The 24,395-nt window shown below is 68.3% G+C and carries 19 protein-coding genes; 8 read left to right on the top strand and 11 right to left on the bottom strand.

The features are described from left to right. Nucleotides 1–280: 280 nt before the first annotated feature. On the bottom strand, nt 281–2,923 hold the full coding sequence (gene pepN, locus ACLNGM_RS18095; protein WP_416355999.1) for an aminopeptidase N: 2,643 nt from the start codon (nt 2,921–2,923) through the stop codon (nt 281–283). 252 nt (nt 2,924–3,175) lie between these two features. On the opposite strand from pepN, the gene ACLNGM_RS18090 reads away from it, so the two are divergent. Continuing rightward, complete coding sequence (locus tag ACLNGM_RS18090; RefSeq protein WP_416355998.1) at nt 3,176–4,126, top strand: DMT family transporter; 951 nt, start codon at nt 3,176–3,178, stop codon at nt 4,124–4,126. Between the two features lie 58 nt (nt 4,127–4,184). Here ACLNGM_RS18090 and ACLNGM_RS18085 read toward each other — a convergent pair whose 3' ends face one another. Next, complete coding sequence (locus ACLNGM_RS18085) at nt 4,185–4,520, bottom strand: hypothetical protein (protein ID WP_416355997.1); 336 nt, start codon at nt 4,518–4,520, stop codon at nt 4,185–4,187. 117 nt (nt 4,521–4,637) lie between these two features. Then, complete coding sequence (locus tag ACLNGM_RS18080; protein ID WP_416358484.1) at nt 4,638–5,507, bottom strand: uracil-DNA glycosylase; 870 nt, start codon at nt 5,505–5,507, stop codon at nt 4,638–4,640. Between the two features lie 194 nt (nt 5,508–5,701). Between ACLNGM_RS18080 and ACLNGM_RS18075 the strand changes: the two genes are divergently transcribed. After that, a complete protein-coding gene (locus tag ACLNGM_RS18075; protein WP_416358483.1) occupies nt 5,702–7,330 on the top strand; it encodes an electron transfer flavoprotein-ubiquinone oxidoreductase in 1,629 nt (542 codons plus the stop codon). A 19-nt stretch (nt 7,331–7,349) separates the two neighbouring features. Here the strand turns inward: ACLNGM_RS18075 and ACLNGM_RS18070 are convergent, their stop codons facing one another. The 3 genes from ACLNGM_RS18070 to ACLNGM_RS18060 are packed head-to-tail and all read right to left on the bottom strand — an operon-like array spanning nt 7,350 to nt 10,033. Beyond that, complete coding sequence (locus ACLNGM_RS18070) at nt 7,350–8,300, bottom strand: endonuclease/exonuclease/phosphatase family protein (RefSeq protein ID WP_416355996.1); 951 nt, start codon at nt 8,298–8,300, stop codon at nt 7,350–7,352. Nucleotides 8,301–8,345: 45 nt separating this feature from the next. Beyond that, on the bottom strand, nt 8,346–9,845 hold the full coding sequence (locus ACLNGM_RS18065) for an AMP nucleosidase (protein WP_416355995.1): 1,500 nt from the start codon (nt 9,843–9,845) through the stop codon (nt 8,346–8,348). 38 nt (nt 9,846–9,883) lie between these two features. Further along, a complete protein-coding gene (locus tag ACLNGM_RS18060) occupies nt 9,884–10,033 on the bottom strand; it encodes a hypothetical protein (protein WP_175526718.1) in 150 nt (49 codons plus the stop codon). Between the two features lie 185 nt (nt 10,034–10,218). Between ACLNGM_RS18060 and ACLNGM_RS18055 the strand changes: the two genes are divergently transcribed. Further along, nucleotides 10,219–10,926: a glutathione S-transferase family protein gene (locus ACLNGM_RS18055; protein WP_416355994.1), complete on the top strand. Its 708-nt coding sequence runs from the start codon at nt 10,219–10,221 to the stop codon at nt 10,924–10,926. Nucleotides 10,927–10,929: 3 nt separating this feature from the next. On the opposite strand, the gene ACLNGM_RS18050 is transcribed toward ACLNGM_RS18055, so the two are convergent. The 3 genes from ACLNGM_RS18050 to ACLNGM_RS18040 all read right to left on the bottom strand — a co-directional run bounded on the left by ACLNGM_RS18050 (nt 10,930) and on the right by ACLNGM_RS18040 (nt 12,943). Beyond that, nucleotides 10,930–12,060: an acyltransferase family protein gene (locus tag ACLNGM_RS18050; RefSeq protein WP_416355993.1), complete on the bottom strand. Its 1,131-nt coding sequence runs from the start codon at nt 12,058–12,060 to the stop codon at nt 10,930–10,932. Beyond that, a complete protein-coding gene (locus ACLNGM_RS18045) occupies nt 12,060–12,410 on the bottom strand; it encodes a DUF2147 domain-containing protein (protein WP_090958173.1) in 351 nt (116 codons plus the stop codon). Before ACLNGM_RS18045 ends, ACLNGM_RS18050 begins: the two co-directional genes overlap by 1 nt. A gap of 188 nt (nt 12,411–12,598) precedes the next feature. Then, nucleotides 12,599–12,943, bottom strand: coding sequence for a DUF2147 domain-containing protein (locus ACLNGM_RS18040; RefSeq protein ID WP_416355992.1), 345 nt, complete (start codon nt 12,941–12,943; stop codon nt 12,599–12,601). Between the two features lie 334 nt (nt 12,944–13,277). Here ACLNGM_RS18040 and ACLNGM_RS18035 point away from each other — a divergent pair, with 334 nt between their 5' ends. Continuing rightward, nucleotides 13,278–13,550: a sel1 repeat family protein gene (locus ACLNGM_RS18035; RefSeq protein ID WP_416355991.1), complete on the top strand. Its 273-nt coding sequence runs from the start codon at nt 13,278–13,280 to the stop codon at nt 13,548–13,550. Between the two features lie 10 nt (nt 13,551–13,560). On the opposite strand, the gene ACLNGM_RS18030 is transcribed toward ACLNGM_RS18035, so the two are convergent. Beyond that, nucleotides 13,561–14,658, bottom strand: a complete 1,098-nt coding sequence (locus tag ACLNGM_RS18030) for a pyridoxal phosphate-dependent aminotransferase (protein ID WP_416355990.1) — start codon at nt 14,656–14,658, stop codon at nt 13,561–13,563. 180 nt (nt 14,659–14,838) lie between these two features. Here ACLNGM_RS18030 and ACLNGM_RS18025 point away from each other — a divergent pair, with 180 nt between their 5' ends. The 3 genes from ACLNGM_RS18025 (at nt 14,839) to ACLNGM_RS18015 (ending at nt 20,234) form a co-directional block, all read left to right on the top strand. Continuing rightward, on the top strand, nt 14,839–15,963 hold the full coding sequence (locus ACLNGM_RS18025) for a metallophosphoesterase family protein (RefSeq protein WP_416355989.1): 1,125 nt from the start codon (nt 14,839–14,841) through the stop codon (nt 15,961–15,963). 4 nt (nt 15,964–15,967) lie between these two features. Continuing rightward, on the top strand, nt 15,968–18,598 hold the full coding sequence (locus tag ACLNGM_RS18020) for an AAA family ATPase (RefSeq protein ID WP_416355988.1): 2,631 nt from the start codon (nt 15,968–15,970) through the stop codon (nt 18,596–18,598). 391 nt (nt 18,599–18,989) lie between these two features. Beyond that, nucleotides 18,990–20,234, top strand: a complete 1,245-nt coding sequence (locus ACLNGM_RS18015) for a porin (protein ID WP_416355987.1) — start codon at nt 18,990–18,992, stop codon at nt 20,232–20,234. A 726-nt stretch (nt 20,235–20,960) separates the two neighbouring features. On the opposite strand, the gene ACLNGM_RS18010 is transcribed toward ACLNGM_RS18015, so the two are convergent. After that, nucleotides 20,961–23,165, bottom strand: a complete 2,205-nt coding sequence (locus tag ACLNGM_RS18010; RefSeq protein ID WP_416355986.1) for a lytic transglycosylase domain-containing protein — start codon at nt 23,163–23,165, stop codon at nt 20,961–20,963. Between the two features lie 286 nt (nt 23,166–23,451). On the opposite strand from ACLNGM_RS18010, the gene dapA reads away from it, so the two are divergent. Continuing rightward, nucleotides 23,452–24,336, top strand: coding sequence for a 4-hydroxy-tetrahydrodipicolinate synthase (dapA, locus tag ACLNGM_RS18005; RefSeq protein WP_416355985.1), 885 nt, complete (start codon nt 23,452–23,454; stop codon nt 24,334–24,336). Nucleotides 24,337–24,395 lie beyond the last annotated feature (59 nt).

Raw genomic sequence — 24,395 nt, 5'->3', positions numbered from 1 at the left:
TCTCTCCGTGGCCAGGGATGAGTCATCCCGTGCCGGAGCGCTTGTCGCGTCCGAACCCATCAATCCCATCCCTCGTCGCCGCATGCGACCCGGGCGCCGCGAGCCCGAATCCAAGGGTTAATGAATCAGACGGGGACTCGCTTGTCCAGAAGCGCGGGACGAGCGAGGGGCCGCGGTGCAATCCCGAATTCTGATTGTTGCACGGGATCAACAGGGGTTATCCGCAGCTTTCGCAGACTGTGGTTAACAAACCATTTCCGCGAAATTTTTCATCCCGCCGTCATGAGAGCGTGCGGTCGAGAATGTCGCGCATGTCGCGCGAGAGTTCCGGTCGGCTCGCAAGGGCCGAGAGCGCGGCCCGTGCCGCTTCCTGGCGAACCGGCTCGAAGGCGCGCCAGGACCGGAAGGCGGTGGCCAGCCGGGCGGCGGTCTGCGGATTGAGCCGGTCGAGTTCGCCGAGGCGCTCCGCCGTCCAGCGGTATCCCGCGCCGTCGACACGGTGGAAGACGCGCGGATTGCCGGTCGCGAACCCGCCGATCAGGGCCCGGGCGCGGTTGGGGTTGGCCATCGAGAACTTCGGATGGGCGGCGAGGTCCCGAACGGTGTCGAGCGTTGCATCGGACGGCACCGTCGCGCGCAGGGTGAACCACTTGTCGAGGACGAGCGGATCGTGCGCGTAGTCGGCATAGAAGCGGTCGAGCGCCTCGCTCGCCTCCGGCGTCTCGGCGAAGCGGTGGGCGAGGATGGTGGCGGCCGTCATCCGATCCGTCATATTGTCGGCCGCGCGGAACGCCTCGGCGGCGAGGGCCGGCGTGCCGTCGGCCGCGCTGAGGTACATCAGAAGCGCGTTCGACAGGGCGCGGCGTCCGGCGCTCGCCGCGTCGGGGCTGAAGCTCCCGCTCGAACGCTCCAGCCCGTCGCGCACCCGGCGGAAGGTCTCGGCGCCGGCGGTCGCAACCGCGCCGATCGCCCCCTCGCGCGCCTGATGGATCGCTTCCGGGTCGACGTTCGAGCCGACCAGCCGTGCGATCTCCGCCTCGCCGGGAAGCGCGATCATCAGCGCCCGCAGCGCCGGCTCGAGCCGCTCCTCGGCGGCGCACGCGACGACGGCTTCGATCAGGCGCGGATCGAGTGCCGGGCGGCCCGCGCCCGCCGTCGAGGCCGCCCGCAGGGCCTCGCCAACGAGATCGGTGAGCGCGCGCCAGCGTCCGAAGCCGTTGGGGTCGAGGCGGGCGAGGGCAAGACGGTCCTCGTAGGCCTGTTCGTGACGCAGCGTGACCGGCGCGGAGAAATCGCGCAGGATCGACACGCGCGGACGCTCGGCAAGTTCGGAGAACACGACCTCGGCCTCCGCGGTGACGAGATGGATCACGCCGCCCTCGACCTCGGCCGTCCCCGCCGTCGCTTCGGCCGCAAGATCCGTGCCGTCGCGTCCGACCAGCCCGAAGCGAACCGGAATGTGCATCGGCTCGGTGCCCGTGCCGGCGGCGCCGCGCGCCAGGCTCTGGCGCAGCGAGAGGGTCAGCCGCCCCGCTTCGAAATGCTCGGCGACATGAAGCTCCGGCGTACCGGCCTGATCGTACCAGAGCGCGAACTGCGAGAGATCGGTGCCGGTCGCCTCCGCGAAGCAGGCGAGAAAGTCCTCGACCGTCGCGGCGTCGCCGTCGTGGCGGGCGAAGTAGAGGTCCATCCCGGCGCGAAAGCCCGCCTCGCCGAGGATCGTCGCCAGCATCCGGACGAGTTCCGAGCCCTTCTCGTAGACCGTCGCCGTATAGAAGTTGTTGATCTCGCGATACTGGCGCGGCCGGACGGGGTGCTGGAGCGGACCTTGGTCCTCCGGGAACTGCTGTGCCTTCAGTCCATGCACCGAGGCGATGCGCTTGACGGTGCGCGAGCGCTCGTCGGCGCTGAACTCCTGATCGCGATAGACGGTGAGCCCTTCCTTCAGGCAGAGCTGGAACCAGTCGCGGCAGGTGATGCGGTTGCCGGTCCAGTTGTGGAAGTACTCATGGGCGATCACGGTCTCGACGCCCGCATAGTCGCCGTCCGTCGCCGTGTCCGGCGCCAGAAGCACATACTTGTGGTTGAAGACGTTGAGACCCTTGTTCTCCATCGCCCCCATGTTGAAGTCGGAGATTGCCACGATGTTGAAGACGTCGAGATCGTATTCCCGGCCGAAGCGCCGCTCGTCCCAGACCATCGAACGTTTCAGCGCGTCCATCGCATAAGCGGCGCGGTCGGCGAGGCCGGGCTCCGTGTAGATCGCCAGATCGACGTCGCGCCCGCTCTGCGTTTCGAACGTATCGGTCAGGACGTCGAGCCGACCCGCGACGAGGGCGAAGAGATAGGAGGGCTTCGGGTGCGGGTCGTCCCACACGGCATAGTGCCGGCCGCCATCGAGATCGCCATGTTCGCCGGGATTGCCGTTTGACAGGAGGATCGGTGCCGCCTCGCGATCCGCTTCGATGCGCACGCGGTAGGTGGCGAGAACGTCCGGCCGGTCGAGGAAATAGGTGATGCGGCGGAAACCTTCCGCCTCGCACTGGGTGCACCACACGCCGTTCGAGCGGTAGAGCCCCATCAGCTCGGTGTTGGTCGCCGGCGTCAGACGTGTCGCGATCGTCAGGGTGAAGGGTCCGGAAGGCGGCAGGTCGCGGATCGTCAGCCGGTCCGGCGTCGCCTCGAAGCGCTCGGCCCCGATCGCCACCCCGTTGCAATCGAGGGCGATGAGCGTCAGCGCGTCGCCGTCGAGCACCAGCGGCTCGGCGGCGTCCGTGTCCGGAGCCCGCTCCATCTCCATCACCGTCTCGACATCGGTGTGACCATCGTTCAGCGAGAAACGCATGTCGACGTGGCGGATGCGGAACGCGGGCGGACGATAGTCCGAAAGGCGGATCACCTGTCCGTCGTCGGTGCGCTGCATGGCTCGGGCCTTTCCCATCTCGATCCGACGGGGATAGTCGCCATGCCGGCGCTTGCCAACGGGAAACCGCGTTCACGCCCCGGTGCCCTTCGTCGCGAAAGGTGAGGCGCGGCTGAGGTTTCCGCCCTCGACCGCGGAAGGCCGCCGTCCTAAGAGTGCCCCGCTGCCATCCTGCGCGAAGGGAATGGCGGCGCCCGCCCCGCCTGTGGCGCCGAAGGCCGCGCCCGCTCCAGCTAGAGCCGAACAGCCGCCATGAATGCCCCGATCCACCACGCGCCCGCTCTCAAGCCCATGGTGGGCATCGGCCTGAAGGTGGTCTCGGTCACCGTCTTCGTGGGGATGCAGACCTCGCTGAAGGCGCTCGGTACCGACATTCCAGCCGGGCAACTCGTCTTCTTCCGCTCCTTCTTCGCGATGGTGCCGGTTCTCGCCTATCTCTGCTGGCTCGGCACCCTGCGGACGGCCTTCCACACGCGCGACATCGGCGGGCATTTCCTGCGCGGCGCGATCGGAGTGACGTCCATGGCGCTCGGCTTCTACGCGATCGGCCGACTGCCGTATCCGGAGTGGATCACGATCTCCTACGCCTCGCCGCTCCTGACCGTCGTCTTTGCAGCGATCATCCTGCGCGAGCAGGTGGGGCGCTTCCGCTGGACCGCGGTTCTCGTCGGCCTGTGCGGGATCGTGGTGGTGATCGCCCCGAACCTCTCGCTCGACCTCGGCACCCTGTCGAACGAGGAGCGGCTCGGCATGCTGGCCTCGCTCGCGGGGGCGGCCTTCGCGGCGGTCGCGATGATCCAGGTCCGTCGTCTGGTGCGCACCGAGCCGACGACGACGATCGTGGTCTATTTCTCGCTGTGCTCGAGCGTCATCGCGCTGGCGAGCCTTCCGTTCGGCTGGGTTTGGCCGACCCCGTGGCAGGCGACGCTCCTTGTTCTGGCAGGTATCTTCGGCGGCGTCGGTCAGCTCCTGCTGACGGCCTGCTACCGCTATGCCGAAGCGTCCACCATCGCGCCGTTCGAGTACACGTCCATGCTGATGGCGGTCGTCATCGGGGCGACGCTTTTCGATGAGGTCGCCAGCCCGACGACGCTGATCGGTGCGACGATCGTCGTGTCGGCAGGCGTCTTCATTATCCTTCGTGAGCACCGGCTCGGCCTCGAGCGCCGCCGCGCGCGCAGCGCATCGCCGCCGCAGACATGAAGAAGGGGCGCGGACCCCTGAATGATCCGCGCCCCTTTGCGTTCAAGGCAACCGAACGTCAGTACCCGAAGTACCAGTTCTTGCTGTCCTTGTGATAGTTGTAGAAAGCGGACCCCGACCCCGGAATGCCGAAGCTGGACGGCTCCGCGTTCTCCGGCTGCTGGGTTGCCGACCGGCCATAGCTCTGCCGGTTCGGGGCACCATAGGTCGCGCTGTCAGCGGAGCGTACGCCCTGCTTGCGCTGCTGGTCCCACATCTTCTCCTGCCGGTCGTGCTGGTAACGAACGGCCTTCTCCTGACCCGTCATGACATGCTTGGTCTGCTGGGCCATCGCCGAGCCTGCAAAGCCCGTGGTGGCGATCAGGGCGGCCGCGATCATGGCTGTGGTCTTCATGATCGAAACTCCTCATCGTTGACTGGCGCCGGTTGCTCCCTTCGGCAACCGGCTTCACCGGTGGTTCGCCTCCTAAACGCACGGCACACGCCGGGGTTTCACGAAAAAATATAAGCGTTACATATTATTTGGATCGACCGTTGGAGCCTCCGCCAGCCTCTCGCGCAACGTCTGCAGGTCGCGCCATGCCAGACGCTTCTGCATCGGCTGGCGCAGGAGGAAGGCCGGATGGAGGATCGGCAGGACCGGCAGTTCCAACCCGCCGGGGGTCCGCAGGCTTAGCCAGCGTCCGCGCAGCCGGGTGATCCCTTCGTCGGTGCGAAGCAATGCGCGGACGGACGACGAGCCGACCGACACGACGACCCGCGGTCGCACGAGTTCGATATGGCGCAGCGTGAACGGCAGGCAGGCCTCTGTCTCCGCGGGTGTCGGAGCGCGATTGCCGGGCGGGCGCCAGGGGACCGTATTGGTGACCCGTACCGCGTCCCGTTCGATTCCAATCGTCGCGAGCATTCGGTTGAGAAGCTGGCCCGACTTGCCGACAAACGGTTCGCCCGCGAGATCCTCGTCGCGCCCCGGCGCCTCGCCGACGAACATGACGTCCGCATCTTCGGCGCCATTGCCGAAGACTAAGTTCTTGGCTGTCTGACGAAGTCCGCAGCCCGTGAAGGCCGCCAGCATCTCGCGCAGTTCGGCGAGCGTCTGGGCCTGTCCTGCCTGATCGCGCGCATCCGCGACCGAACTCGCATCGGCGTCGGGCGCGATCGGAGCGGGGCGGGCGGTGACCGCAGGACGTGTCGCCGGGGCGGGGGGCTGCGCCGGCTTCGGTTTTGCCTCCGCCGCGGGGCTCCGCCGCCGCGCGGCCTCCGCCTCGGTCTCCGCGAAGCGGTCGCGCGGCGCCTCGCCGACGAAGGTCGAGATGCCGGCCTGTTCGTACCAGGCCAGCACGGCACGCCATTCGTCCAAGGGGGGTGTCGCGTCGGTTATAGACATGCCGCAGTATACCGGCGATCCGATGGAAACGCACGCATTCGTCAGCTCCGATGACGTTTACGTAAGAATGTCGCGTGTCGCTTCGGGGAAAAGTCCTGTATGAGCGGCCACAACCATTTGGACCTGTTCCAGACTCGATCCGAGGGAGGACGTTGCCCGTGTCAGAGACAGCCGCCGAACGCGAGTCGATGGAGTTCGACGTTGTGATCGTGGGGGCGGGCCCGGCGGGCCTGTCGGCCGCGATCCGTCTGAAGCAGGTCAACCCCGACCTGTCCGTCGTCGTCCTGGAGAAGGGCTCCGAGGTCGGCGCGCATATCCTGTCCGGCTGCGTGCTCGACCCGTCCTCGCTCGACAAGCTCCTGCCCGAATGGCGTTCTGAAGAGACGCCGATCCGCCAGCGCGTGACGGCCGACAAGTTCTACGTCTACGGCCCCCACGGCTCGGTGCGCCTGCCGAATTTCGGCCTGCCGAAGCTGATGGACAACCACGACAACTACGTCGTCTCGCTCGGCCTCGTCTGCAAATGGCTGGCCGAGAAGGCCGAAGCGCTCGGCGTCGAGATCTATCCGGGCTTTGCCGCCAGCGAGATCCTGTTCGACGAGGCCGGGGCCGTGCGGGGCGTTGCGACCGGCGACATGGGGATCGAGCGTTCGGGCAGGCCGGGGCCGAACTACCAGCCCGGCATGGAGCTGATCGGCAAGTACGTGCTGATCGGCGAAGGTGTTCGTGGCTCGCTCGCCAAGGAACTGATCGCCCGCTTCGATCTCGCGAAAGAGGCAGACGCGCCGAAATTCGGCATCGGCATCAAGGAACTCTGGCAAATCGATCCGGCCAAGGCGAAGCCTGGCCTGATCCAGCATTCGTTCGGCTGGCCGCTCGACATGAAGACCGGCGGCGGCTCATTCCTCTACCACCTCGAGAACAACCAGGTTTACGTCGGCTTCGTCGTGCACCTGAACTACGCGAACCCCTATCTGAATCCGTTCGAGGAGTTCCAGCGCTTCAAGACGCACCCGGACATCGCCGACCTCCTGGAGGGAGGCAAGCGCCTGTCCTACGGCGCGCGGGCGATCTCGGAGGGCGGCTACCAGTCGGTGCCGAAGCTCGTCTTCCCGGGCGGCGCGCTCCTCGGCTGCTCGGCCGGCTTCGTCAACGTGCCGCGCATCAAGGGCGTGCACAACGCGATCTCCAGCGGCATGCAGGCGGCGGAAGCTGCGGCCGAGGCGATCGCGGCGGGCCGCGCGCAGGACAAGCTCGCGCCCTACGAGGCCGGCTGGCGGTCTTCGCCGATCGGGCGAGACCTCTTCCGCGTGCGCAACGTCAAGCCGCTCTGGTCGAAATACGGCACCGCGCTCGGCATCGTCGCCGGCGGTCTCGACATGTGGGCGCACCAGCTCATCGGCCGTTCGCTGTTCGGCACGCTGAAGCACGGCAAGACCGACGCGGCATCGACTGAACCGGCCGCCAAGCACAAGCCGATCGCCTACCCGAAGCCCGACGGGCTGCTGACCTTCGACAAGACGTCGTCGGTCTTTCTGTCCAACACCAACCACGAGGAGGACCAGCCGGTCCATCTCAAGGTGAAGGACATGGGCCTGCAGAAGGCGTCCGAGCACGACGTCTATGCCGGGCTGTCGCAGCGCTATTGCCCGGCCGGCGTCTACGAGTGGATCGAGGAGGGTGCGGACGCGCCGCGCTACCAGATCAACGCGCAGAACTGCGTCCACTGCAAGACGTGCGACATCAAGGACCCGAACGGCAACATCACCTGGGTCCCGCCGCAGGGCGCCGAGGGGCCGGTCTACGGGACGATGTGAAGCGGGTTCGCGCCCGGCGTCAGCGCGCGACGACCGCGGTCGTCTCGCCGTCGGCTTCGGGCGCGACCGAGAAGCGGACCAGCACGGGAAGGTGGTCGGAGGCGGTTGCCGCCGGCCGCTCGACGCTGTGGATCGTCACCGCCGGCGAGGCGAGGAGATTGTCGATCCCGAGCCCGACGAGGCGCGCAGCCTCGGTCGGCATGCCCTCTAGCATCCAGGTCGGGCCGATGCCGGGAACGACGCGCGTATTCGTCGTTTTCGCATAGGTACCGAGGAAAGCGCTCCAGCCAGCGGCGTTGAAATCGCCCGCCAGAATCAGCGGCGCGGGCAGGGTGGCGAGCATCTCGCGTGCGCTGTCGAAGCGCCGCCACTGGCTGCGCGGCCAGGGCCAGAGCTGGTGGTGCGAGGCGATGGTGACGGCTGTGCCGTTGAGATCGATGCGCGCGGCAGCCAGCGAATCGCCGACGTCGCAGATCGGCGTCGAGCCCTCCCAGAAGGGGCGACGCGACAGGATCGCCGAGTCGCCGTGGAAGCCGTCAGCCTCCAGGCATACCGCCTGATAGGGATAGCTGTCGCCAAGCGGCGCGAGCGCCTCGCGCCAGTCGCCGGTCAGCTCCTGCACCGTGATGATGTCCGGCCGCGTCTCGGCGATGCGTCGGATCGCCTCCGCCCGGTCGCCGGCGTTCCACAGGAGGTTCATCTGCAGAAGCGTGTAGACCGGCGTCCCATCTTCGGGGACGGGACGCATCGGCAGGACGTAAGGGGCGACGCTTGCCAGCGAGACGCCCGCCACGACGAGGCCGACCACGCTGCCGACCCAGTGCCCGAGGACGAGGGCGAGCATCGAGAGGGCGAGGAGCGCGACCGCGGCATGGGCGCGGAAGTGCGAGAACGTGTCGAGCGGACGCGCGAAGCCGCCGAGGAAGCCGAGCACCAGAAACAGCGCGGCGCCGAAAAGAAGGACGTTCACCACGCGGTGCCACCGAACTCTTGTCATGATGCGAGCGACCGGCGCCTACTGGAACGCGGACTCGAAGAAGGACCGCAGCTTTCGCGAATGGAGGCGCTCGACCGGCATGTCGGCAAGGCTCTGCATCGCGCGGATGCCGATCTGGAGATGCTGCGCCACCTGCCGCTTGTAAAATTCGGTCGCCATGCCCGGCAGCTTCAGTTCGCCGTGCAGCGGCTTGTCGGACACGCAGAGAAGCGTTCCGTAGGGCACGCGCAGGCGATAGCCGTTGGCCGCGATCGTCGCAGATTCCATGTCGAGCGCGACGGCGCGCGACTTCGACAGGCGCTCCACCGGCTCGGTCTGGTCGCGCAGCTCCCAGTTGCGGTTGTCGATCGTGGCGACCGTGCCGGTGCGCATGATGCGCTTGAGATCGTAGCCCTCGAGCCCCGTCACGTCGGCGACGGCCTGCTCCAGCGCGACCTGCACCTCGGCGAGCGGCGGGATCGGAACCCAGGCGGGCAGGTCGGCGTCCAGCACGTGGTCCTCGCGGACATAGGCGTGCGCGAGCACGTAGTCGCCGAGCGCCTGCGTGTTGCGAAGGCCGGCGCAGTGCCCGAGCATCAGCCAGGCGTGGGGGCGCAGCACCGCGACGTGGTCGGTGATGGTCTTGGCGTTCGACGGCCCGACGCCGATGTTGATCATGGTGATGCCATTCGAGCCCGGCCGCGTCAGGTGGTAGGCGGGCATCTGCGGCAGGCGCTGGGGCGCGAGGCCGCGCTCCGGCTCGGCGGCGCCCGCCAGCGTGACAACGTTGCCCGGCTCGACGAAGCTCTCGTAGCCGTGGCCGCCGTCCTCCATCAGCGATCGCGCCATGGCGCAGAATTCATCGACATAGAACTGGTAGTTCGTGAAGAGCACGAAGTTCTGGAAGTGCTGCGGGCTCGTCGCGGTGTAGTGTGCGAGGCGCAGGAGCGAATAGTCCACGCGCTGCGCCGTGAAGGGCGCGAGCGGCAGCGGCTCGCCGGGCATCGGCACGTAGTTGCCGTTGACGATGCGGTCGTCGGTGGCTTCGAGATCGGGCACGTCGAAGATGTCGCGCAGCGGCTTGTCGAGGCGTTCGGCCCGCGCCCCGTCGACATAGGTTCCTTCCGGGAGGGCGAAATGCAGCGGGATTGGCGTCTTCGACAGGCCGACCTCGATCGGCTGGCCGTGATTCTTCAGAAGCTGCTCGAACTGCTGCACGAGATAGTCGCCGAAGAGCTCCGGCCGGGTGATCGTGGTGGCGTAATGGCCGGGGCCCGGCACGAAGCCGAAGGAGAGGCGCGAATCGACCCTGGCGTGGCCCGCCGTGCGGATCGCGACCTGCGGATAGAAGGCCCGGTATCGGCGCGACGTGTCGCTGGTTTCCAGCACCTCGTCGAAGCTCTCGCACAGGAACTCGACCGAAGCGGCGTAGATGCGCCGCAGCGCCTCGACCGCGGCCTCGGCATCAAGGAACGCCTTCGCCGCGATCGGCGGCGGCGTCAAGGGTTCGTGAGCGGGCTGCGCGAAACGGTCGGTCATGGCCCTTTCTAGCGGAGGACCGTGACAGGCGAAATGGGTCAGCGAACGCAGACCGCGCCCTGGTCGTAGCAACCCTGGCTGACGGTCGCGACCGGGCTGTGCGCGGCGCGATCGCGCTCCACCAGTGTCGAGAAGCTGACCGCGAAGAGGGCGAGCAGCGAGGTGACGACGGACAGGCGGACGATCATGGCACTCTCCCGTGAATCTGCGATGCGCGATCATTGCGTGCCCAAGCTGAATTCGGGCTGGCGTCACCGTTCAGCGGGCGTTCACGCAGTGTCTGTGCGTCCCGCGCTCGCCAAGCGGCCGCGTCCGCCCCACCTGATGCCACGACGCGCGAGGTTCGGCGTCGACGAGACAGTCTGGAGGCCGCATGGTCGAGCAAACGAAGCCCATCGAACTGCATTACTGGCCGACGCCGAACGGCTGGAAGGTGTCGATTCTCCTCGAGGAACTCGGCGTCCCCTACGATCTGAAGCTCGTGAACATCGGCGCGGGCGACCAGTTCAAGCCGGAGTTCCTGGCGATCGCGCCCAACAACCGGATGCCGGCGATCGTCGATCCCGAGGGCCCGGGCGGCCAGCCGATCTCTGTCTTCGAGTCCGGCGCGATCCTCCAGTACCTCGCGCGCAAGTTCGGCCGCTTCTATCCGACCGACGAGCGCAAGCGCGTGGCCGTGGACGAGTGGCTGTTCTGGCAGGTCGGGGGACTCGGGCCGATGGCGGGGCAGGCGCATCACTTCCGCCAGTACGCGCCGGAGAAGATCGCCTACGGCATCGACCGATACACCAACGAGGTCAACCGCTTGTACGGCGTCATGAACAAGCGGCTCCAGGACCGCGAGTTCCTGGCGGACGAGTATTCGATCGCCGACATGGCCTGCGTCGGCTGGATCGTCCCGCACAAGAACCAGGGGCAGGACCTCGACGACTTCCCTAACCTGAAGCGCTGGTTCGAGACCCTGAACGCCCGTCCGGCGGTCGAAAAGGGGCTAGCCGTCGGCAAGGAGGAGCGCGAGCGGCTGAACCTCGCGCAGGACAAGAACGCCCAGAGCGTTCTCTTCGGTCAGCGCGCGCGCTGACCCTTAGTCCTTGAACAGGAAGATCACGGCGACGATCGCGTAGACGCCGACATAGATCCACGCCCAGCGGCGGAAGCTCTCGGGCGTGGATCGATCCAACCGCTTGCGCAGCCACGCGTAGAGACGCAGGTCCAGCATGCCGAGCGGGATGGCGAGAAGAAGCGCCCCCACGACCGCCACCGTCCAGGCCGCCGCTCCGGTGAAGGGCAAGTGGTTGTAGGTGAACGAGATCACCGGCATGTGGCAGAGGTAGAGCGCGTAGCTCCAGTCCCCAAGCTTGGTCGCCACGCGCTGGGGCACCGAGTCGTCGGCGCTGCGCGACTCGAACGAGATCGCGAGCCCGACGAGGATCACTGCCGAAACGCCGGCAAGAAGGCGGCCCATGCCGACCGAATCCGTGCCGGGGATGGCGATGGCGGCCGCGACGGCGAGGCCGGCGAGCGCCGGGTGAAAGACGTTGCAGCGCACGAGCCACGGGATCAGCAGCCCGCCCGCGAAGGCGGCCGTCGCCGACATGAAGGGAAGTTCGGTGACGTAGACGGCGATCCGCGCCTGATTGTCCGGGCTGACCAGCGTGCCGCCGACCGATAGCGCGAGCGCCAGAAGGGCGATCGCCTCCAGCCGGCGGGCCAGACCCGCCGCGGCGACGAGGAAGAGCGCCACGTAGAAGGCCAGCTCGAACACGAGCGTCCATTCCACCATCAGCCGATAATTGCCGTTCTGCCCGATCGCGATGAGCGACAGCGCCCGCATGTCGAGGCCCGGATTGTTCCAGAACACGAAGGGCAGGGCGACCGAGGCGATCAGGAAGATCGGATAGATCCGCAGGATGCGGTGGATGAGGAAGTTCGGCGCCGGCGTGGTCTTCAGGATGTCGGCCATGAGGGCGCCGGAGATCGCAAAGAAGATGGCGACGCCGAGGATGCCGAAGCGGTGGTTAAAGATGTCGGCGAAACGGTCGTCGCCGAGCACGGCGCCGAGATGGCCGGACGCGTGGTAGAAGACGACGAAGAGTGCCGCGACCGCGCGCAGCCACTGGACGTTGCGATTGCGTGAGCGCCGCTGGAAGACCGGCTCGTGAACGGCCTCGACGCCGTCCGCCGTCTTTGCGCGAACCTGCGACGCGGCGGACATCAGCCGGCCCCTCCGACGCGGGTCCAGACCTGCGACCGGCAGAAGACCTTGGCGACGCACCCGGTCAACGTCAGCTTGTCGCCGGCGATCTCGACGCGGCCCTCGTAGCTCTTGTCGCTGCTCGGATCGACCACCGTGCCGGTGTAGCGCCCCCCGCTACCGGTGACCGTCCCGGCCGTCTTTCCCTTGTAGGCGCCCGTGCGGACGGTCGAGCAGAAGCTCCCGCCGCAGGGGCGATAGTCCACCGTCTCGCCGTTCGACAGGCGCCAGGTGCCGACGATGGCGTCGGCGGCAAGGGCGGGCCACGCGGCGGTGGCGATCACGGCCGCCAGGGCGAGCGGATACAGCATGGGTGGGCTCCGGAATTGACCGGGGCGAGCGATCCCCCGAAAGGGATCACCCCGTCAAGTGCGCCGACGCAACCGTCGGCCGCCCATGCCTCGCCGTACGGCCTGGAGCCCGTTCGGAAAGTCCCCGGTGGCGGATGGGCGACGGAAAGCACCGCCGAGCCGACCCGGCGGTTTCTTCGGACGGGTTCTCAGAGGCGGGTCAGCGACTGCGAGCGGCAGATGAGCCCGCCAAGCACGCAGCCGGAGACCGACAGCGTGTCGCCCGTCAGCTTGCCCTTGCCGGAATATTCCTTGCCGCCCTTGGTGTAGTCGGTGACCGTGCCCTGATAGGCGCCGCCGCCGGACGGGGTCATCTTGCCGAAGGTCTTGCCCTTGTTCGGGCCGTTCACGTAGGTCAGGCAGAAGCCGTCGCCGCAGGACGCGATGCGCGCGTCGTTGCCGGACGGCATGCGCCAGGTGCCCTCGATCGGGTCCGCCATCGCCGCGCCCGTGGTCGCCGCCAGGGCCAGCATCATCACCGCCAAACGTCTCATCGCATCCTCCCGTGCCGCCCCCGTCTTGAGCGCGGGATAGGCGGTTGACGCTAACGTAAATGGAAACGTCGATACCGCCAAGAGGCGTAGGGTGGAACGCCATCGGCGATCATGCTGAACGGATCGCCACCCGGCATCGTGAAGTAACGGTGAAGCGAATCACGCGAAGTCCGGCAATGCAGGGGTTTGCGGAGGCGAGCGCCCAAGACTCTCCAAAGGTAGAATCCTGCATTCAACTTGAATTAGCCAAGCCTTTTAAGCGTCGGTTCAAAGGACGCTGCCAATCTCGACGAAGGCACCCGAGGGGGCGCAATGGGAACAGGGAACGAGAGACATGGCACGCTTCGAACTTCTGGACGGCGATTTCGGCACCGCGCTCGGCGTTGCGGCGCCGATGGGCGAGACGCTCTTCGCGATGGGCCTGCGCTATGCTTCGGGCCGCGACGGCGAGACCGACCTCGTGTCGGCTCACATGTACTTCAACCTCGCAGACCAGATGGGCGCCGAAGAGGCCAGCGTACATCGTCAGGACGTCGCGGCGATGATGACCAAGGCCGAGATCGGACGCGCGCTGCGCCTCGCCCGCGAGTGGCTCGCCCGCAACTGACGCCGGCCCGTCAATCCGATGCGTCCGCCAGCGAGGCCGTGAGGGCCGCCGCGAACCGGTCGAGTTCGTCGTCCCGGCCCACCGTCACGCGGATCATGCGATCGAGCGGCGCGACACCCGGCATGCGGATGAAGACCTGACGATCGAGAACGCCTTCGAGGACGCGCCGCGCATAAGGGCCGTCCCGGCCGCAGTCGATCGCCACGAAGTTGGTGGCTGAAGGTAGGGGGCGAAGACCAACTGACGATGCGATCTGCCCGAGCCGATCGCGGGCCCGAACGATGCGCGCGACGACATCCGACAGATAGGTCTGGTCCTCCAGAGCCGCGACGGCGCCGGCCTGGGCCATGCGCGACACGCCGAAATGATTGCGCACCTTGTGGAAGTGCGAAACCGTTTCCGCCGCGCCGAACACATAGGCCACCCGCACGCCCGCCATGCCGTAGGCCTTCGAGAAGGTCCGGAAGCGCAGGACGTTGGGTCGCAACTCGTCCGCCGCCGGCAGGGCCGAAGCCGGTGCGAGATCGCTGTAGGCCTCATCGAGAACGAGAAGCGTGCCCTCCGGCACCGCGTCCATCAGGCGTCGCACCGCGTCCGCCTCGTGCCAGCTGCCGGTCGGATTGTCGGGATTGGCGAAGTAGACGAGCTTCGGCCGGACCGCCTGCATCCGCTCGATGAGCGCGTCGATGTCCTCGTGGTCGTCGCGGTAGGGCACGAAGTCGAGCACACCGCCGTGGCCGGTCACATGGTAGTTGAAGGTCGGATAGGCGCCGTGCGAGGTGACCACCGCGTCGCCGGGCTCCAGCACGATCTGCGTCAGCAGGCCGAACAGGCCGTCGATGCCCTCGCCGACGACCACCTCCTCGAAACGGATGCCGAGTCGATCCGCGATCGCCGAGCGTAGCGCGTGGTGCTCGGGATCGCCGTAGGCCCAGCTGTCGCGCGCCGCCCGGCTCATCGCCTCGACCACCTGCGGCGAGGGGCCGAAGACGCTTTCGTTGGCGCCGAGCCGCGCGAGGAACGGTCGCCCGAGCCGCCGTTCCAGCGCTTCCGGGCCGACGAAGGGGATCGTGGCCGGCAGGGCCAGGGTGCGGGCGTTGAACGGCATGGCTTCACTCGCAGAACGGCAATCCGGCCGTTCTAATCGCTGCGGCACCGCTTGCCCAGAGCGCGTGCGTTCCACGCCAAACCCGTTGATAAGCTTATGACCTCGGCGTTTTCTCCTTGAAACGACGCCTGCGTCTTCCCACGCTCCGGGCATGACATCCTGCAGCCCCCGAGCGTTTTCGTGATCCGCTTCGTCCACACGGCCGACTGGCAGATCGGCAAGCCGTTCGGCGGCTACCCCGACGAGACGCGCGCCGAGCTGCGCGCCGAGCGCTTCAACGCCGTGCGCCGCATCGCCGCTCTGGCGCAGGAGCGGGCGGCCGATTTCGTCGTGGTGGCGGGCGACGCGTTCGACGGCAACACGATCTCGGACCGCGACATCCAGCGCACCCTCGATGCGATGGCCACCTTTTCCGGTCCTTGGGTCTGCCTCCCCGGCAACCACGATCCGGCCGTCAGCGTCTCGGTCTGGTCGCGCCTTCAGCGCTTCGAGCATCGCGCCCGGCTCGTGATCGCGGACCGGCCGGAGCCGGTCGAGCTGTGCGACGGCCGCGCCGTGGTGCTGCCCGCGCCGCTCGTTCGGCACCGCGAGGGCGCCGACCTCACCGAATGGTACGACACGGCCGAGACGCCCTCGCATGCGGTGCGCATCGGGCTCGCCCATGGCGCCGTCGCCAACCGGCTGCCGGCCGCGGCCGAGAGCGGCAACCCGATCGCCGACGATCGCGCCGATCGGGCCCGCCTCGACTACCTCGCGCTCGGCGACTGGCACGGCTTCCTCGAGATCGCGCCGCGCACGTTCTATTCCGGCACGCCGGAGGCCGACCGTTATCCTGCGAACGAACCGGGTTTCGTCGCGCTCGTCGAGATCGACGCGCCGGGCGCCGCGCCGCGCGTCGAGAAGCTGCGCACCGCGCGCTTCGACTGGCGCGCCATGGTGGTGGACGTCCACGGCGACGCTGCCTCGCTCGATCATGCGCTGGCGGCGATTCCGTCGCCGGGCGAGGCGCTGGTGGACCTCACGCTCCGCGGTACCCTCTCCTTGCGCGAGCGGATCGCCCTCGACGAGACGCTCGCAGGTTGGCAGCGGCGCCTGTTCGACCTGCGGGTGCGCGACGACGACCTCCTCGACGAGCCGGACGAGGAGGATCTCGACCGTATCGACGCGGCCGGCTTCGTGCGGACCGCCGTCGATCGCCTGCGCGCCAAGGCCGCGAGCCGCGAGGATCCGGAGCGCGCGGCCGCCGCGCTGGCGCTCCGCATGATGTTTGCCGAGCACGCCCGGCTCGGACGCCGGGAGGCCTGAGCCGATGTACCTGCGCTCCCTGACGCTTCGCGAGTTCGCGGGCGTGTCGCAGCTCACGCTCGACCGCTTCGAGGACGGTCTCAACGTGGTGGTCGGTGACAACGAGGCCGGAAAGTCCACCGTCCTGACGGCGTTGCGCGCCGCCTTCTTCCAGAAGCATCGCTCGAGCGGCGAGGCGACGCGCGCGCTGGTGCCTTACGGCCGGCAGGTCCGGCCCGAGATCGAGATCGCCTTCTCCCTGGGCGGCACCGACTACGAGCTCCGCAAGGCCTTTCTCCAGAAGCCCGAGGCGGAACTCTCCTGGCCTGGCGGCCGGCTGCAGGGCGACGCCGTCGAGGAACGCCTCGCCGAACTCCTGCGCTTCACGCATTCGGGGGCGCGCAAGCCGAAGGAGGGCGATTTCGTCGGTACGTTCGGCCTCCTCTGGGTGGACCAGGGGCGCTCGACGGAAGGGCTCGACCTCGGTGCGGGGCGTGATGCCGTGACGGCCTCGCTGGAAGGCGAGGTCAGTCAGGTTCTCGGCGGCGAGCGGGGTCGCGCGCTGCTGGCCGCCGCCCGCGCCCGGCAGGAGCGGTTCTTCACCGAGACGCTGCGCGCCAAGGCCGGCTCGCCTGTGCGGGAGGCCGAGGAGCGGCTGGAACGGGCGCGCGAGGACCTGTCCCAGTGCCGCGCGGCGCTCGCCGAATATCGCAGCAAGCTCCAGCGCCTGTCGGACCGGCGTTCGGTGCTGCGGTCCTACGAGAAGGACGATGCGCTGGCCCAGGCCGCGAGCGCTCTCGCCCGCGCCGAGGCCGACCAGCGCCAGCTTGGGGACCTGCGCCGCGACTGCAACGAGGCGGAGCGCGAACTGAAGCACGCGCTGAGCCTGCGCGACCATGCGGGCGAGCGCCTGCGCCGGCGCGAGGCGCTTCTGGCGGCGGCCGCCAAGGCGACCGGGCAGGAGCGGGAGGAAGAGGCGCGTCTGGCCGAGCATCGTGTCGCGGTCGAACGGGAGCGGCGGCACGTCGCCGAACTCGAGGGCACGCTCGCCGCGGCGCGCGATGCTTTGGCGACCGCCGAGGCCGAGGCCGAGGCCGCACGCCTTGCGGACGAGCGCACGCGCCTTCGCGACCAGATTGCGAGACTCGAGGCGCAGGTGGCCGAAGGGCGGCACCTTGCGTCGCAGCTCGAAGCGGTTTCGCGCGCGGGCGACGCCCGTGTCCCGACGCGCCGCGAACTCGGCGAGCTGGAGGAAACCGAACGGGCTTGCCGGGAGGCGGAGATCCGCCTGTCCGCTGCATCGCCGACCGTGACCTTCGCGCCGGACGAGGCGGGGGCCGCGGTCCTTGTCGACGGCATGCCGCTCGCAAACCACGAGGCGCGGGTCGTCTCGAAGCCTACCAGCTTCGAAATTCCGGGCTTCGGCCGCGTCACCATCGAGCCGGGCGGCGGGTCCGCCGCGCTGGCCGACGAAGCGGCGCGCAGCCGCCATCGGCTCGAGAGCCGCCTGCGCGCGCTCGGCCTCGCCAGCGTCGAAGCGGCTCGCCGTGCCCTTCGCGACGCCGAGGAACGCGCCACGGAGACGAAGCGGCTTCGCGACCTCCTGGCGGCACGGCTTCCGTCGGGGCTGGAGGCGGCGGACGCCGAACTCCGTGCGCTCCGCGCGGCGGATGAGCGGTTGCCGACCGTCTCCGATCCGTCGCCTGCCGCCGTCGATCTCGATGCCGTTCGCGCGCTGGCACAGGCGGCGCGGGAGCGGCGGGCGCAAGTAGAGGGCGCGCTCGATGCGGCACGGCGCGATCTCCGCAACGCGGAGACCGATCTCGTCGGCCGCGAGGCGGGCGCTGCCCATCGCCGCGCCGAGGCCGAGCGACTGGCGCGCGAGGCGGAGGAGGCGGAGGCCGGCCGGCCGATCGCCGCGCTGCGCGAGGATCTCGCCGCCACCGAGCTGGAGCGCGCTGCCCGCGAGGCGGTGCTCGACGCCCGGCGCCGCGCGCTCGACGCGGGCGATCCCGAAACCGTGGAGCGAACCGTCGCGGCCAGGCGGCGCGCGCGCGACGAGATCGAGCGGACGCTGAACGCCCTGCGCTCCGAGATCGCCAGCCTCGAGGGCGAGATGCGGGTGCAGGGCGCGAGCGCCCTCGACGAGGTCATCGCGCGACTGGAGGACGAGATCGAGGCGGCCGAACGCCTGCGCTCGCGCCTAGCTCTGGAGGCCGAGGCGTCCCGCCTCCTGCACCAGACCCTCCTCCAGGCACAACGCGAGGCGCACGAATCGTGGCTGGCGCCGATCAAGGCGCACGTCACCCCGTATCTGCGCCTGATCCATCCAGATGCCGACATCGCGCTCGACGATGCGACACTGGAACTGACGGGCCTTCGCCGCCGCGGCGTCGACGAGGACTTCCGGCGCCTGTCGGCCGGCGCGCGCGAGCAGGTGGCCGTGGTCACGCGCCTCGCGCTTGCCGACGTCATCAAGAAGGGCGGCCACCCTGCGACCGTGATTCTCGACGACGCGCTGGTGAACACCGACGAGCGTCGGCTGGAGCGCATGCACCACGTGCTGCGCAAGGCGGCGGAAGGACTCCAGGTTATCATCCTGACCTGTCGCGAGCGGGACTTCCGCGACATCGGAGCGCCCATCTTTCGCCTTTGACGCGGCGACCCCAAGGCAAGGGCTGGCGCTCCCGGATGCGTGCCGGCATCTCTACCCCCACGTGGCGGGCTGGTGCGAAGATTGCGCCGGCATCGTCCAAACGCCTGCATCCCAAGGTTTTGGTCAGCCTCGCGCAGGCTTCTCCCGCAAATCGCCGCAATCCCTAATGGCGCGTCAACAAGATCGTGGCGCGTGTGCAACAGCGGTGTGGCCAACACGTCTCCAAGGCGCGCTTATGGCGTTTCCGTGATTGCATCCGAAGCCAGCCTGAATATTCTCACGATCAGAAGAGCGGGGGACGACCCGGACTTCTGCAGGGGATGGGGCAGGGAAGGCTGTCCTTCGAAACAAAAGCCCAACCCTAACCTATAACTTGACTGGAGGTCAGGACATGAACATCAAGAGCCTTCTTCTCGGCTCCGCTGCGGCCCTCGTCGCAGTTTCCGGCGCTCGCGCTGCCGACGCCATCGTGGCCGTCGAGCCGGAGCCGGTCGACTACGTCCGCGTTTGCGACGTCTACGGCAAGGGCTTCTACTACATCCCGGGCACCGAGACCTGCCTTTCGGTCGGCGGTTACGTCCGCTTCCAGGTGAACGTCGCCGGTGACCCGGCCGTCAACCTCGAAGGCGACGACTACCAGCTCGCCAGCCGCGTCCGCGCCCGCCTGAACTTCGACGCTCGCGAAGAGACCGAGCTCGGCACCCTGCGCGCCTTCGCTCGCCTTCAGGCGACCAACACCTCGGGCGCCTCGAACGGCGTCGCGATCGACCAGGCCTACATCCAGCTCGGCGGCCTGCTCATGGGCTACCGTGACTCGCTCTGGTCGTCGGACGTCGGCGGCATCGAGGACGGCCTCCTGACCGATACCGACCTCGTGGTCGGCGACTTCAACACCAACCAGGTGTCCTACACCTTCGCCGCCGGCGGCTTCTCGGCCACGATCGGCCTCGAGGACGACGGCACCGGCGACGTGGTTCCGGACATCCACGGCAAGCTCGTCTACTCGGGCGCCTGGGGCGGTGCTTACCTGTCGGCGGTCTACGACGAGACCTTCAACCAGGAAGACCTGAACACCCTCTTCGGTGGCAACTTCGACTTCGTGACGCTCTCGGGCTTCTTCCCGACGCTCCTCCAGGACGGCAACAACGACGCCTTCGCTCTGAAGGGCGGCGTGCTCCTGAAGGACCTGATCGCGCCTGAGTCGCAGCTGAAGATCGAAGGTCACTACGCCTTCGACCCGACGGTCTACGCCTCGATCGATGGTCTGGCCTCGGTCAACACCTTCGCCGCGAACAACCCGAACATCCTGAACCCGACCCCGGGCTCGCTGCCGATCGTTCTGGAGTGGGCTGCCGGTGCTGGTTACGCCCAGGCGTTCGGCAAGCTCGGCCTGGCCGTTTCGGGTCAGTACGGCGAGACCTTCGACACGCAGTTCTTCGCGCTGAGCCCGCTGGGCACGGTGGTTCCGGTCAACCTGTCGGGCGAGTACTACTCGTTCGTCGGCAACGTCGGCTACCAGATCACGAACAACTTCGCGACGCTCGCCGAAGTCTCGTACAAGAACGTCGACTTCGGCGGCCCGATCGGCGACACCGACCAGGTCAACGGCTTCCTGCGCTTCCAGCGCAACTTCTAATCCGAACCCTCGGATCGGAAACGGAAGGGCCCGGCGAAAGCCGGGCCTTTCTGCGTTTGGAGGCCTGTTGCAGCTGGACCATGACGTCGGCAAAGCATGACGTGACGGTGCGTAAGATCGCGGTCCGCCGTGCCCGCCCCGATGAAGCTAACGCGGCCACTCAGCCCGCGGTCGGATCAGGCTAGCGGTCGTTGTGAGAACACAGTTCCGTCGACGATCGGACGTTCGACAAGCAGCCGAGCCGCCTGCACTGCGGTCAGGTCGGCTTCAGATCAACGTCCGTCAGCCCATCGTTTGAGCGTGCCAAAGCTTCGATGAGGGGCGGATCAGCACGGGTGCCATCTCTGGCGTCGGGTGCGTGCCGCTCATGAGCGGTCGGGGCACCGCGTCCGCTGTGAAGCGACATTGGAAGACTGGATGCCAGTCTCCGGGAACCACTTGCTGGCGTCGGCGAAGCGCGATGCGTGAGGCAGGGGCGGGGCATATGGTTCGGCTCGGGATGGGCCTATCGGTCGTGTTGGAGGGGTTCGAGGACACGGCCATCCGTTGAGACTGGACTCGGCCGCCGAAGCCCGCTGCAATCCCGCAAGCACACTCTCGTCGTCGCGGACGTCCGACGAGCCGTGAGATCTGATCTCCCAAGGCTTTCAAACGCTCTCAGGAAAACGCCCCGCCCTTTTCTAGAGGTCGAGGCGTCGATCGTCAGGATCGGGAGACAGGGGCTGGCTAGCTGCGGCGGCCGAGGGTCAGGTCGCGCTCGATGTCGAAGCCGGCGCCAAGGCGCATCTTGTAGACCTGATAGTTCTCCATCACGCGCTGTACGTAGTTGCGCGTCTCGGTGAAGGGGATCAGTTCGACCCAGTCCACCACCTCGTCGATCGACTTGCGGCGTGGATCGCCGAAGCGGTCGATCCACTCGCGGGCGCGGCGGGGGCCGGCGTTGTAGGCCGCGAAGGTGAGGATGTAGGACCCGTCGAAGTTCGAGATCTGCTGGCCGAGATACTGGGTGCCGAGCAGCGTGTTGAACGAGACGTCGTTCTGGAGCTTGGAGTCGGAATAGGAAAGCCCGGCGTTCTTGGCGAGGCTGCGGCCCGTCGCCGGCATCACCTGCAGGAGGCCGAGCGCGCCGACCGGCGATTTGGCGGTCGGGTTGAAGGCGCTTTCCTGACGCGCGATCGCATAGGCCAGCGCCTTGCCGGACGCCGAGATGTTGGCGCTCGCCGGGATGACGCCGACTGGGAAGGCGAGGGCGGGCGCGTCGACGCCGCGCGAATAGGCCGCCTTGCCGACGCCGAGCGCCAGGCTGTGGTCGCCGCGTTTCTCGGCCATCGAGGCGAGGATCGCGAGTTCGCCGGGGCTGTTCAACTCGTCCGCCAGCGCCTTGTAGAGGCTGTCGGCGCGCCAGGCGGAGCCGATCGATTCCAGCCGCTTGATCGCCTGCACCGCCTCGCGGTTCTCGAACGCGCGGCGCTCGCCGGCCGAGGGCGAGGGATAGCTGATCTCGCCGGGCGAGCGCCCGAGCTTGGCGGCCGCAAGCTGACCATAGTAGGTCGCGCCAAAGCGCGCCGCCCGTGCGTAGAGGTCACGCGCGTTGCCGCCGCCGCCGGCCTCGGCCGCGCGGCCCATCCAGTAGTAGGCGCGCGACTGCGTGAGGGGCCGCGATGAAATCTGGCTGATGCGGGCGAAGTGCTTGGCGGCCGTGGACGGGTCGTTGAGATAGCGCAGCGCGTACCAGCCCGAATGGAACTCCGCCTCCACCGCCTCGGTCACGCCTTCCGCCGAATGAGCGGCGACGAGACGATAGGCGGCCTTGCGCTCGCCCTTCTCGAGCAGCATGCGCGAGATGATGCGGCGCTCGTTCCACCAGGCGTCGCCGTCGACGAGCGAAGCGCGGTCGCGTGGCGCCTTTTCCAGAATCGCGGCGGCTTCGAGGATGCGGTCCTTCTTGCGAAGGTTCTCGGCGGCCGTGAATAGGTAGCTCGGATCGGACTTCAGGCTCGGATGCACGGCGGCCAGAAGCTGATCGGCGTTGCCCGCGCCCTGGATCGAGGCCGCTCGCGCCTTGAACAGGGATTCGGCGCCGGCCATCGTCGCAACGCGCGACGCGTCGCCGACGCGGTCGGCATAGAGCAGCTTGTCCATGCGATACTTGTGGTCGGCGCGGGTCAGGAGCGTGCCGAAGGTCGTGAGCATGCGCTGCTCGAGCGCCTTGTCGAGACGGTCGTTGCGCCAGGAGTGGACAATCAGTTCCTTCGCCTTGCCGGCCTGGCCGAGCGCCAGATAGGCCTGCGCGAGCGCCATCGCGCCCTCGGGGGTCTGCGGGCGGTCGCTGGCGAAGGCCGACACCACGTCGCGCGCCGGCATCGGGTCGCGCAGCAGGGCGCGCTCGAGATTGGCGCGGATCGTCGACATGCCGGGCCAGCCGCGCAGTTCGATCGCGGTGTGGGCGATTTCGGCCGCCGGCACGTCGCTGGTGCCGCGCAGCGCGATCGCCCAGGACATGATGTGCCGGTCGAGCGAGCCGGGCGCCATGCCCTCGCGGATCGCGAGCGCGCGGCGGATGTCGCGATGTGTGGCGTCGAGACCGGTCTGCAGATCGCCGCGCATCGGGGTGACGCTGGAGGCACGCGCGCCCATCGCGGCGATCGATGACGTGAAGGCCATCGCGTCGGCGGGCGAGGACGGCGCGGCGCCGGCAGCGCTCGGGGTCGGCGCGCGGCGGACCAGCGGGTTGGCCGACGGGGCGGGCTGTGGCGTGCCGAAACGACCGGCGTCCGGCTCGGCCTCCTTGCGGCCGAAGAGCTTCGGCATCTTCATTTCGGGAAGGCCCAGCCGCGGCATCTCGAACGAATTAACGGGTGCCGTTCCAGTGAGCAGCACGGAGAGGAGGACCGGCACGATCAGGGCCTTGGCGCGGGTCGAATGGGTCATGGGGCCTCCTGCTGCAATGCTGCCACACGTTCGCGGCCGACCGCGCGCATGGTTGATCAAAGCTTGCCTGATCGCGGTGAAGAAGGCGTAAACCCTTCTCAGGCCCGATCATGCCCTTCGCTTGTTTCGCGGACATGGCTTCTTTATGGTGCGCCCGTCCGCGCGGACGATCGGTCACGGGCCGGTCGCCCGACGAGCGGCGCGGGCGCGATACGCCCGCCGCCCGACCCGAGCACGCCCGACGTCGCTTCGGCACCATTATCCGCACGTCGACGGGAGTGACGACATGACCTTCAAGGGTTCGATGACGGCCCTGGTAACGCCGTTCGCCGAGGACGGCAGCCTCGACGAAGCCGCGTTCCGCGCCCTGGTCGAATGGCAGATCGCCGAGGGCACGCACGGCCTCGTGCCGGTCGGCACCACGGGCGAAAGCCCGACCCTGACGCATGACGAGCACAAGCGCGCGGTCGAGATCTGCGTCGAGACGGCGGCCGGCCGCGTGCCGGTCATCGCGGGCGCCGGCTCCAACAACACGGTCGAGGCGATCGATCTCGCGCGCTTTGCCGAGAAGGCCGGCGCCGACGGGATTCTTGTCGTCACGCCCTACTACAACAAGCCGACGCAGCGCGGCCTCTACGAGCACTACGCCGCGATCGCGCGCGCGGTCTCGACGCCGATCATCATCTACAACATCCCGCCGCGCTCGGTGGTCGACATGACCCCGGAGACGATGGGACGCCTCGCGCACGACTTTTCCAACATCGTGGGCGTGAAGGACGCGACGGCCAAGCTCGATCGCGTTCCCGAGCAGCGCATTACCTGCGGCAAGGATTTCATCCAGCTGTCGGGCGAGGATGCGACCGCGCTCGGCCACATCGCCCATGGCGGGCGCGGCTGCATCTCGGTGACCGCCAACGTCGCGCCCCGCCTGTGCTCGGAGTTCCAGGAGGCGTGCCTTGCCGGCGACTTCGCCAAGGCCCTCGACTACCAGGACCGCCTGATGCCGCTGCACAAGGCGATCTTCATGGAGCCGGGCGTCTCGGGCACGAAGTACGCCCTGTCGCGCCTCGGCAAGGGGCGCAATCGCGTCCGCCTGCCGCTGGTCCCGGTGGAGGCCGCGACGCAGGACGCGATCGACGCGGCGCTCCGCCATGCCGGCCTTCTGAATTGATCCAGGGGCCCTTGCGGCCCATCTAAGGGGACGGCGCCGGCTTCCGGCGCGTCCTCCTC

The organism is Aureimonas phyllosphaerae, assembly GCF_047943035.1.
Lineage (GTDB): Bacteria > Pseudomonadota > Alphaproteobacteria > Rhizobiales > Rhizobiaceae > Aureimonas > Aureimonas phyllosphaerae.
Note: the sequence above shows the minus strand (reverse complement) of the source record. Positions and strands in the feature narration are given on the sequence as shown.